Origin of the sequence: Pedobacter gandavensis (assembly GCF_014172405.1) — a bacterium.
Classification (GTDB): domain Bacteria; phylum Bacteroidota; class Bacteroidia; order Sphingobacteriales; family Sphingobacteriaceae; genus Pedobacter; species Pedobacter gandavensis.
Window position 1 is genome coordinate 526,572 of record NZ_WNXC01000001.1, and the last position, 11,875, is coordinate 538,446.

At 43.4% G+C, this 11,875-nt stretch carries 7 protein-coding genes; all 7 read left to right on the top strand.

Annotated features, from left to right (window positions below; genetic code table 11):
• Positions 1-3 precede the first annotated feature (3 nt).
• The 7 genes from GM920_RS02060 (at position 4) to GM920_RS02090 (ending at position 11,821) form a co-directional block, all read left to right on the top strand.
• Positions 4-1,524, top strand: coding sequence for a BatA domain-containing protein (locus GM920_RS02060; protein ID WP_182952958.1), 1,521 nt, complete (start codon positions 4-6; stop codon positions 1,522-1,524).
• Positions 1,517-3,703, top strand: a complete 2,187-nt coding sequence (locus GM920_RS02065) for a DUF4175 family protein (protein ID WP_182952960.1) — start codon at positions 1,517-1,519, stop codon at positions 3,701-3,703. The genes GM920_RS02060 and GM920_RS02065 overlap by 8 nt, the downstream gene beginning before the upstream one ends.
• Positions 3,693-5,603 (top strand): hypothetical protein, encoded by a 1,911-nt coding sequence (locus GM920_RS02070; protein ID WP_182952962.1) that lies wholly within the window; start codon positions 3,693-3,695, stop codon positions 5,601-5,603. Before GM920_RS02065 ends, GM920_RS02070 begins: the two co-directional genes overlap by 11 nt.
• A gap of 69 nt (positions 5,604-5,672) precedes the next feature.
• The gene (locus GM920_RS02075; RefSeq protein WP_182952964.1) at positions 5,673-7,307 is read left to right on the top strand and encodes a TldD/PmbA family protein; all 1,635 of its coding nucleotides are present in this window, start codon (positions 5,673-5,675) and stop codon (positions 7,305-7,307) included.
• 2 nt (positions 7,308-7,309) lie between these two features.
• Positions 7,310-8,626, top strand: coding sequence for a TldD/PmbA family protein (locus GM920_RS02080; RefSeq protein WP_182952966.1), 1,317 nt, complete (start codon positions 7,310-7,312; stop codon positions 8,624-8,626).
• Between the two features lie 211 nt (positions 8,627-8,837).
• Entirely contained in the window at positions 8,838-10,478 is a 1,641-nt protein-coding gene (locus GM920_RS02085; RefSeq protein ID WP_182952968.1) for a TldD/PmbA family protein, read from the top strand.
• Between the two features lie 5 nt (positions 10,479-10,483).
• Positions 10,484-11,821 carry a TldD/PmbA family protein gene (locus GM920_RS02090; protein ID WP_202986017.1) on the top strand — a complete coding sequence of 446 codons (1,338 nt, stop codon included), beginning with the start codon at positions 10,484-10,486 and terminating at the stop codon, positions 11,819-11,821.
• The last annotated feature ends 54 nt before the right edge of the window (positions 11,822-11,875 follow it).

Sequence of the window (11,875 nt, forward strand, 5' to 3'; positions counted from 1 at the left end):
AAGGTGCATTTATTATATCCCATAGGTTTAATCGCGTTAGCAGGACTATTGATCCCGCTGATCATTCACCTGTGGAAACTAAAACAGGGGAAAACCCTGCAGATTGGGAGTATTGCATTGTTGGGGGCAAGCTCGCCCTTTACCTCCAGAAGTTACCAAATCACCGACTGGCTGTTGCTGTTTTTAAGGATGCTGCTGATTGCTTTGTTGGCATTTTTCCTGGCGGAGCCGTATTTTTTTAAAAAGAACACAGGTAATGGGCTTCAAAAAGGTTGGGTATTAACAGAGAAAGCCTATTTCCCTATTCTTTACAAGACAGAGAAAAAGAGCCTGGATTCTTTGCTGCTGGCTGGTTATGAACTGCATGATTTTGGGTTGGGTTTTCAAAAGATGAGCCTGAATGATACCGTACCTGTAAGTTCAGGAATCGATACCAGTAGCTTTAGAAAAGCCGCCAAATTGAGTTACCCTGCATTATTGAATGAATTGAATGCGCGGATCGAACCTGATTTTCCGGTTTACCTGTATGCCGATCATCGGTTACAACATCTGGAAGGAGATTTGCCTCAGGTTGATTACCGATTAATCTGGAAGGAAATTAAAGGAACAGATACCCTTGCTACCTGGAGAAATACCTTCGCAAATAAAACTTTCGAAGCCAGCTCCAGTCCAACGTTAACGAGTTTTAAAAGATTGGATGATCCCCGGGAGGAGTCAGTGATCAAGGTTCTGATCTATGAGACCGAGCATCCGGAGGATGTGAAATACCTCAAAGCAGCTATACAGGCAATCGCTCAGGAAACAAAACGAAAAATTGAATTGATTGCATTTAATGATAACATTAGTAGTGACTTAAGTTTTGATGTAGGCTTCTGGATTTCTACAAAACCAGTAAGCAAAGCCTTTTTTAACCATATGAGTGATACCGGGCGCTTGTTTAATTATGCAGGTGAGAAATTAAGTATGACCAACTCCTGGTTGGAACCAGGGAATGCCGGGAACAACGAGGCGATGGGGCTGCGCAAGAGAATGACCTCAGCTAATTATCCTGGGACACAGATCTGGACGGATGGATTTGGAACGCCATTGTTGACCTTAGCGAAAGAAAATAAATTGACGCATTATCGCTTTTATAGCCGTATGAACCCAGGTTGGACTGATTTGGTTTGGAATGCACAATTTGTACCGCTGATGATGCCGGTTTTATTGGGAAATGCGGAGACTGATCATGGCTTTGGTTTCGAAATCAGTCCGGCTGACCAGCGCATTAGTGCTGTTCCGGTAGCACAATACTCCCGGCAATCCAAAGTTTACCTTCCTGCTGGCGCCAAAACAAAACCAGGAAGCAGGACAATTGAAAACGCGGCAATGGAGCCCGGAGATTCAGGTAATGCAGCGGAATTGTCGGTCAGCTCACAAAAAGAACAGCCACTTCAAAAAGTACTTTGGCTAATTGCATTGCTCGTTTTTACTTTAGAACGCATCATTTCTTACCGTCTTAAAAGCAGTATAAGCCATGGTTAAGCAGGGAGGCATATTTGGCATAACCAGGCTCCAAAAACAATGGACGGTCTTGTTGCTGTTCCAGGTTTTGATGTTAAGTCTGGGCTTAAGTCTTATTTCTGCTGCGTTATGGAGCTATCTGTTTGAGGGTTCTAACTGGATCTTCATGGCCTTTTTCCTGGTTTTCTTTGCAGTTCTAAGTTGGTTTAAGCCCTTTTGGAAGGTTAGTAACCTACAAATTTGCAGGTATCTGAATGAAAGATTCCCTGAATTGGAAGAAAGCACTGAACTCTTGCTCAAGCCAGCAACAGCATGCACAAGTCTGGAGCGCTTGCAACAAGATAAAATTAATCAGGTACTCATTCAAATGTCTGCGCCAAAACCGCCATTACAGAAATTATCCTGGGCAGGATTGGTGTTTCTTGTTGGTCTGGGGATGAGCCTGGGGATTTCCTTTTTGAAGCCAATTACAGACCTTCAGGCCAGCACTACTGCAAAAGAGAATATTGTGAGTGTCAAAGAGAAGATATTGCCGGAGATTGCGTCTTTTTCCCTAATGATCAAAGCCCCTGCTTATACTGGTGTTCCAGAAAGGAGTCAAACGCAGTTTGCCCTTCAAGCAGAAACCGGAGCCTTACTGAAATGGAACATTCAGACTTCAGTTCCGGTTAAGGTTTTGAAACTGATTTTCAATGATAAAGAAGTAGCGGTTTTAAAATCAAAGGATGGAGCAGGCACAGCCTGGGAATACCTTAAAACCATTCATAAATCCGGATTTTATCAGGTAGAACTGGATGGTAAAAAATCAGACCTTTATCTGATGAACGTGATACCGGATCTTCCAGCGGTCATTAGAATTACGCAGCCTAAGCCACATACCAGTATTGACTATGGACAAGTACAGCAGGTTCGTTTAAGCCTCTCCTTAACAGATGATTATGGTTTGAAATCTGCCTATGTTGCGGCTACCATGGCCAGTGGAAAAGGGGAAGGCGTTAGTTTTACCGAGCGGAAGCTGGATTTTAAGGAACAGTTCGACAACCGTAAATCAATGTCCTTAAACAAAACAATAGACTTGAAAGCTTTAGGCATGAAACCCGGAGATGAGCTTTATTTCTTTGTGAAAGCCTTTGATAACCTGGGTCAAATGAGCAGGTCGGATGTGTATTTTGTTTCCATCGTGGATACTGCGGAGTTGATGAGTATGGCTGGGATGACAAATGGAGTAAACCTGGTTCCGGAATATTTTAGAAGTCAGCGGCAGATCATTATGGATACGGAAAAACTACTGGCAGAAAAGAATACGATCACTGATGATGCTTTTAGAAATAGGAGTAATGACCTTGGTATGGATCAAAAGCTCTTGAGACTGCGTTATGGAAAATTCCTGGGCGAAGAGTCTGAAACAGAGATCGGAGCGGATCATGACCATAAGGAAGGAGAAAAGGACGATCATGATGGTCACGATACAGGGAAGGAAACACAAACTGCAGGTGGATTTGGGGATGTGAAAGCGATTATGGATAGTTATGCCCATAAGCATGACATTGCAGAGGATGCGACTTTTTTTGAGCCCGGGATAAAAGCCCAGTTAAAGGCCGTGTTGACTGAAATGTGGAAATCGGAATTACAACTGCGGACCTACAAAACGCGCGATGCTTTACCTTTTGAATACAAAGCCTTACGTTTACTGAAAGACCTTCAGCAAAAATCAAGAGCTTATGTGGCTAAAACTACTGTGAAAGTAACTCAAATTAAAGAAGAGAAACGCTTGTCAGGGGAATTGGATAAGATTGGTACACCCGTACAAAAAAGTGATTTTGAGCCTAAGGAGCAGGAACAAGTGTTGTTAAGGAAAGTGCTTTCTTTGTTAGAAGACAGAAAAGCGGCTGCCAGTGCCCACAAGCCCGCTCAATTTGGGGAGGAGGATCGCCAATTGCTAAAAGAAACGGAACGATACATGATCCTGGCAGCCTCAGATCAACCCGTACTGTTTTTGCCGGCTTTAACAGCGGGACGTAAATTGTTATCTCCTAAAGGGGGCAATGCAAAAGATATCGCCTTGGTTCAAAAGGCAATACTTAAAATATTGGGGCCAGTACAAACCAGCCCACAATTGCCAACCATTGCTCCGGCTTCTTCATTGAGTCAAAAGTATTTTAATCAACTTAAAAAAGCAGAACAATCAAATGGATTTTAAGTACCTGGCGATCGGAATTTGTGTGGCATTGGGAATTTTTCTGCTGGTCATGGAAACGCTTAGAAAGCGTAAGGCACATTTGTCCTGGAGATTGACTGCAATTGTGGTCTCGGTGGTTTGCTTTTATTTTTTGTTATATCCCCCGGTTTATACCACTGTAAAGCCAGGAGGAACTCAGGATTTTAATCTAATAACTGGAGCTGGACTTGTAGGAACTGGTGCAAATTCAAAGCAGGTTGCTACAACAGCTAAAGGTGCTTCTTTGGGAATTGATTCTTTAAATGGGTTGTCTTATACTTTAGATTATCAGGTTTTTATGAATCATAAAAAGGCTGGAGTTCGTTTTATTCCAGATCTGGAGTATTTCCTTAAATCAAATCCAGATCTGCAGCGGGTTCATATTTACGGCAATGGTTTGAGTAAGGATCAGCTGCGATTGCTCAAAGACAAACAACTTAGTTTTCGGCCAGGACCAGTTACAGATGGCTTGATCGCCCTGAATTGGAATGCCCAGGCGAAAGCCACTGAACCATTGATTTTGCAGGGAACCTATCAGCAGGCTGGCGGAGCATCAGTAAAGTTGATCTTGGAAGGATTGGGTGCAAATCAGGATTCGGTAACCATCAGCCAGGATGGTCAGCAACATTTCACTTTAAGGGCCAATCCACAGCAATCCGGTAAAGCAGTTTTTCATTTGATCGGCATTAAAGGAGACAGGCAGGAAAGTATCAAAGGAGAAAGTGCTAAGAATAACAGGGTAGCCGGTAAAGATACATTGTTCAAGGAACCTGTTCCCATAGAAATCAAGCCCTCCAAGCCAGTTAAAATCTTAATGTTGGCTGCTAATCCAGATTTTGAATATAAGTTTCTGAAGAATTGGTTCTTTGAGAAACAGTATCCTTTGATCTTTAGAACCCGGATCAGTAAAGATAAGTACAGCACAGATTTTCTGAATACGGATATTAAGGAGATCAATACCATCAGTGCTGGATTATTAAAGAAAATGGACTTATTGATCCTGGATGAAGCAGAATTAGCGCAACTTTCCGCTGCAGAGCTTTCCAATGTAAAGTCTGCGATGGAAGGAGGGCTGGGGCTGTTTGTCAGACTGAATGCTGTTCAATCTACCGCTAAATCTAGCATCGGCTTTGGGACTTTTGTTGCAGCTGAAGCATCAGCCTCCCTAAAGGATAAAACTTTAAGTGGTCGTTTCAGCAACAAAACGAGGGTATTCAGCGCGCTGCCAATGGAACAGCAGCTGTTTCTAAAACCTGGAAACAATGACTTGCCTGTATTTCAGGGTACACAGCTTCCTGCTGCGAAAATCCTGGTCAGCACCAGTATTTATGGCATGGGAAGGAAAACGGTTTCCACTTTACCGGCCACCTATCCCTGGTTATTGAATGGTTCCGCTGAGGATTACGCACAATTTTGGGCAGAAATGTTGCATCAAACCGCAAGGCAAACTCAAGCAACTCAAACTTGGTTGATGAGCCCTGCCTTTCCTAAAACAGGGGAAAGCTTAGCTATTTCCATTGCATTGCCGCAAGGAGGTACAGTTCCTCCATTTAAAGTGAGCAACCTATTGATGAGTCCTTTGCAAAACAGGGAACTTCCAACACAATGGCAGTTGAACACCTGGGCTGCCCATCCAGGCTGGAATACCCTTAGCGTTGGCGATGTTCAGGATTCTTTTTACGTCTATGAAACATCCGATTGGCAGCAGTTGTCTGCGGCTCAAAACCGACTCGCTACCAGTCAGTTTGTGAAAGATCATCCCATCCGTACTAAGGTTTTGGAAACAAGTATTTTATTAGAGAGAAAGTACTCCTTATGGTGGTTTTTTATTCCTTTATTACTTTCCCTCAGTTTTTTGTGGTATGAAACTAAAATGTTATAAAGGTTCTTGAATATTCCTTTTTTAAATTAGTTAAATTGGGAGTATTATTAACCTAACTAACTGAACCACTTGAAAAGAAAAGACTTTATCTACCTATCCGGACTGGGGATGGGGGCCTTGTTGCTTCCTGACCTTTCTGCTTTCGGAAATCCGATAGATCCCTCGCAAGCATTAGAGGGTGTAGATGTGAAAATTAAAAAGGAGCTCGCTGATGTGGCTTTAAATGCAGCAAAATCTAAAGGTGCCAGTTATGCGGATATTCGCATCGGCAGATACCTCAATCAATTTGTAGCGACCAGGGAGAAAAGAGTACAGGGCGTAGCCAATACGGAATCTTATGGGATTGGGGTACGTGTACTTGCGAATGGCTGCTGGGGATTTGCAGCCACGAATAACGTGACCAAGGAAGCGGTAGCCAAAGCTGCCGAACAAGCAGTGGCAGTAGCTAAAGCAAATGCCAAGATTCAAGGGGAACCGGTACAGCTTGCAGCACAGAAAGGCTTTGGTGAGGTAAGTTGGAAAACTCCTATAGAAATCAATGCGTTTGAAGTTCCGGTGAAGGATAAAGTTGACCTCTTGCTCAATGTGAACGATATCGCGATGCAAAATGGCGCCAGCTATGTGAACTCGGTGATCTTCGCTGTAAATGAGCAGAAATATTTTGCTTCTACCGATGGTTCTTACATTGATCAGGACATCCATCGCATCTATCCTTCATTTAATGTGACGAGAATCGACCGGGAATCTGGTAAGTTTCAAACCAGGTCTTCTTTAAGTTCTCCGATGGGGATAGGCTATGAGTACATGAATGCCCGTCCGGAGGATAAGGTTTCCGGTGTGGTTACCCGCTATAAAGGCAGGTATGACATGCTGGAAGATGTGAAATCTGCCGCGCTCAACGCTTCAGAAAAGGTGAAAGCCAAATCTGTGGAACCTGGAAAGTACGACTTGGTGCTGGATCCTTCGCATTTATGGTTAACTATTCATGAATCTGTAGGGCATCCCACAGAGTTGGATCGCGTACTCGGCTATGAAGCGAATTATGCGGGAACCAGCTTTCTGACGCTTGATAAATGGAAATCAAAGAAGTTTAAGTTTGGAAGTGATCATGTAAATGTGGTGGCGGATAAAACGCAGCCAGGTTCTTTGGGCGCTGTTGGCTATGACGATGAAGGCGTGAAATGTAAGAAATGGGACATCATCAAAGATGGTGTTTTAGTGAACTATCAGGCGATCCGCGATCAGGCACACATCATCGGACTAGATGAATCGCAAGGATGTTGTTATGCTCAGGGATGGGATGATGTACAGTTTCAGCGCATGCCAAATATCTCTTTAGAAGCCGGAAAACAGAAGTTAAGTGTGGATGATATGATCAAAAACGTAGAAAAAGGGATATATATCATCGGTAATGGCAGTTTTTCAATTGATCAGCAGCGTTATAATTTCCAGTTTGGCGGACAAACATTTTACGAAATCAAGAACGGAAAGATTGCTGGTATGCTCAATGATGTGGCCTACCAGTCCAACACACAAGAGTTCTGGAATTCCTGTTCTGCCATTTGCGACCAAAGTGATTACCGCCTCGGAGGTTCTTTTAACGATGGTAAAGGACAACCTTCGCAAAGCAGCGCGGTTTCTCATGGAAGTGCAACCACAAGATTTAATGGAGTTAATGTGATTAATACAGCAAGAAAGATTTAATTATGGCCATATTAAGTAAAGAAGAAGCCCAGGCAATACTAAAAAAGGTACTTAGCTATTCAAAAGCAGATTCCTGCGAATTAAGTTTAAGTGGATCTGATGGCGGAAATATCCGTTATGCGCGAAATGCAGTATCTACTGCCGGGCAAATTAGTGTGATGGATCTTGCGGTAAGCGCAACCTTTGGCAAGAAAACAGGAGTAGCAACGATCAATGAATTTGATGATGCCTCCTTGCAAAAAGTAGTAAAAAGAGCAGAAGAACTGGCGATGCTGGCACCGGAGAACCCCGAATTCATGCCTTTGTTAGGCCCACAGACCTTTCAGGAGTCAGCCACCTATAACGCAAAAACAGCTGCGATTACCCCAGATACCAGAGCAGAGATGGTAGGTAAGAGTCTTCAGGTCTCTAAAGCTGCAAACCTGGAAGCCGCAGGGTTTTTAGAAAATTCTACCCGTTTCAATGCCATTATGAATTCTAAAGGGCTTTTTGCCTATAATAAAGGTACTGATGTTTCCTTTTCGGTAACGGTGAGAAATCAGGCAGGAACAGGTTCTGGTTATATCGAGCAAGGTTTCAATGACCTGGATAAAATGGATACCCTAACGCTGAGTAAAATTGCCGCGTCCAAAGCAACAGGATCGGCAGGGGCGAAAGCCATTGAGCCTGGAAAATATACTGTAATTCTGGAACCACTCGCAGCAAGCGATATGCTGGGCAATATGTTCAGAGGCTTTGACGCACGTAGTGCTGATGAAGGTAGAAGTTTTATGAGTAAAAAAGGAGGGGGAACCCGATTGGGCGAACAGCTGTTTTCAGAAAATGTAAACATCTATTCTGATCCAATGAACCCGGAAATCCCTTCTTCCACTTGGACTGGCGATGGATTACCTGTGAAAAGAACCCAGTGGGTGAAAAATGGGGTAGTGAAGAACTTAGCTTATTCCAGATATTGGGCTGGACAGAAGGGCGTAGAACCGCTTCCTTTTAATAGAAGTATCGTTTTGGAAGGTGGTACTCAATCTTTGGAAGACCTGATCAAAAGCACGGAAAAGGGGATTTTGGTGACCAGGTTCTGGTACATCAGGTCGGTAGACCCACAAACATTATTGTTAACCGGATTAACCAGAGATGGTACTTTCTATATCGAAAACGGAGAAATCAAGTTTCCAGTGAAGAATTTTAGGTTCAATGAAAGTCCGGTGATCATGTTGAATAATGTAGAAGCATTAGGGAAACCGGTAAGAACAGGAAGCGGAATGATTCCACCAATGAAGATCAGGGATTTCACGTTTACCTCTCTGTCTGACGCAGTTTAATCACAATCAAATGAGTGTATTATTCAATAAATACACTCATTTGTTGATCACCTAAACACTGTTCCGTCAAGACAATTTTAAAATAAGCAGGCCTCTCCTGCTTGTCATGATTTTTCTGATCATAGCCAGCGCTAAAAGCCAAGATTCTTTGTAACTTTCTGTAGCGGATAACCGTCTGATCATTATTATTAAAAACCTAAACCACCTTACTTTGAAACGTAGAAATTTTATTTATTTAACGGGCATTGGAGCGACTGCGGCAATGCTTCCAGCCATTCCGGTGTGGGGAAATGAGATCTCCCAGGAAAGGTCACTCGAATACATCGATCCGGCAGCAAAAAAACTGCTTTCTGATGTTGCACTCAATGCGGCAAGGGCTAAAGGAGCCACTTATACAGATGTTCGTGTAGGCAGATACCTGAACCAATATGTGGTCACCAGAGAAGATAAAGTACAGAATATCGTCAATACAGAGTCTTATGGCGTTGGTATTCGTGTGATTGCTAACGGTTGCTGGGGCTTTGCGGCCACAGATCAGATGGACAAAGACAGCATTGCGAAAGCAGCAGAATTAGCAGTGTCGATCGCTAAAGAAAATGCAAGATTACAAAATGAACCGGTACAGTTAGCGCCTCAAAAGGGCTATGGCGAAGTGAGCTGGAAATCCCCGATTGAGAAGAACGCCTTTGAAGTGCCGATTAAAGAAAAGGTGGATCTGCTGTTGTCTGTTAATGATGCCGCCATGAAAGGTGGTGCCGATTATATCAATTCTATTCTTTTTATGGTGAATGAGCAAAAGTATTTTGCTTCTTCTGATGGTTCTTATATTGACCAGGATATTCACCGCATCTGGCCTACGTTTTTCATCACCAAGATCAATAAAGAGACTGGGAAATTTGAGACTAGAAATGCCTTAAGTGCACCTACAGGTAAAGGTTATGAGTATCTGGATGCCAGGCCTCAGGACAAAATAAAAACAGCTTCTGGTACGCTTTATAAAGGCCGGTATGATATGCTGGAAGATGCAAAGCAGGCGGCAACACAAGTCGGCGAAAAGCTAAAAGCGAAGTCGGTAGAACCGGGTAAATATGACCTGGTATTAGACCCTTCACACCTTTGGTTAACCATTCATGAATCCTGCGGACACCCTACGGAACTCGATCGCGTATTGGGTTATGAAGCGAATTTTGCAGGTACCAGCTTCCTGACTTTAGACAAATGGGAAAGCAAGAAATTCAAGTATGGCAGTAAGGAAGTGAACATTACCGCAGATAAAACAGAGCCGGGTTCTTTAGGGGCCGTAGGTTATGATGATGAAGGTGTAAAATGTGGTAAATGGGATGTGATTAAAGATGGTGTTTTGGTAAATTACCAGGCCATCAGAGATCAGGCACATATTGTTGGCCTGGACCATTCTCAGGGTTGTTGTTATGCCGATAATTGGAGCAGTGTACAGTTTCAGCGGATGGCAAACATATCCCTGCAACCGGGTAAAAAACCATTGTCCATCGCCGATCAGATTAAAAACGTAGAAAAGGGGATTTATATCATTGGTGATGGTTCGTTTTCTATTGACCAGCAGCGTTATAACTTCCAGTTTGGCGGACAATTATTTTATGAAATTAAAGGAGGCAAGATTGTTGGCATGCTGAAAGATGTGGCCTACCAGGCCAATACTCAGGAGTTCTGGAATTCTTGTTCCGCAGTTTGTGATCAAAGTGATTACCGTCTGGGAGGTTCCTTCTTTGATGGTAAGGGGCAGCCTATGCAAAGCAGTGCCGTGTCTCATGGATCTGCTACTGCACGTTTCAATGGAGTTAATGTGATCAATACAGCTAGAAAAATCGGATAGAAATCATGGCAATACTAACTAAAGAACAAGTAAAAGCACTTTTAACGAAGGTACTGAGCTACTCAAAAGCAGATGAATGTGAAGTAAACCTGGGTGGATCTGATTCAGGAAATATCCGATATGCGCGAAGTTCTGTATCTACCAGCGGTGGGTCGAGTACTCAAAGTCTGGTGGTGAGCTCCGCTTTTGGAAAGAAATTAGGTGTAGCCACCATCAATGAGTTTGATGATGCCTCCCTGGAAAAAGTAGTACGCAGAGCAGAAGAGCTGGCAAAATTGGCACCGGAAAATCCGGAGTTTATGTCCTTTTTAGGCCCTCAGGAGTATGGCCCGGATTCGCCTACTTTCTCTGAAATCACAGCCGCTGTAGGCCCAAAGGAAAGAGCTGATGCGGTTGCGGCCAGTCTGAATCAGGCAAAGCAAAACAAGCTGAATGCAGCAGGTTTCCTTTCTAATCAGGCGGGCTATGCTGCCATGATGAACAGTAAGGGCTTGTTTGCTTATAATAAAGCCACAGATGTAGCCTTCAACATCACCATTCGTACCGAAGATGGCAAGGGATCTGGTTATGCCACCAGGGGCTACAACGACTTTAGTAAGTTGGATACCAATACAGATACTGCAGTAGCGGCAAAAAAAGCCATGGCTTCTGTTACGGCTAAGGCCATAGAACCCGGGAAATATACGGTGATTTTGGAACCTACCGCAGTGGCAGTGATGTTGGAGAACCTGTTTTTCGACCTGGATGCCCGTACCGCAGATGAAGGCAGGAGCTCGATGAGCAAGCCCGGAGGAAAGACTAAAGTAGGAGAGCAACTGCTGGACGAACGTGTCAATGTATATTCAGATCCATGGAATCCAGAACTGCCCGGAGCAACCTGGTCTGGTGATGGCAGACCTCAAACGAAAGTCAACTGGATAGAGAAAGGGGTGGTTAAAAACCTTTACGCTTCCAGATATTGGGCACAAAAGACCGGTATTAAAGCACTTCCTTCTCCAGATGGCTTGATCATGATGGGCGGTAACAAATCCCTGGAAGAGTTGATTAAAGGAACAGAGAAAGGGATTTTGGTCACCAGATTATGGTATATACGTTCTGTAGATCCCCAAACATTATTATTAACAGGGCTCACCAGAGATGGTACTTTCTATATTGAGAACGGAGAGATCAAGTTTCCGGTAAAGAATTTCAGGTTTAATGAGAGTCCGATCATCATGCTCAATAACCTGGAAGAGATGGGTAAAACGGAAAGAACAGTGAGTGCAGAATCAAATTCAAACTATTTGCTTCCTCCATTGAAAATCAGAGATTTCACCTTCACGTCTTTATCTGACGCAGTTTAAATAAAAAAACAAAGGGCTGTCCGAATTGATTTCGGAACAGCCCTTCTTCATAGG

Coding starts and splice junctions, on each gene's coding strand:
- GM920_RS02065 (WP_182952960.1), top strand. CDS start 1,517: ATGGTTAAGCAGGGAGGCATATTTGGCATAACCAGGCTCCAAAAACAA.
- GM920_RS02070 (WP_182952962.1), top strand. CDS start 3,693: ATGGATTTTAAGTACCTGGCGATCGGAATTTGTGTGGCATTGGGAATT.
- GM920_RS02080 (WP_182952966.1), top strand. CDS start 7,310: ATGGCCATATTAAGTAAAGAAGAAGCCCAGGCAATACTAAAAAAGGTA.
- GM920_RS02090 (WP_202986017.1), top strand. CDS start 10,484: ATGGCAATACTAACTAAAGAACAAGTAAAAGCACTTTTAACGAAGGTA.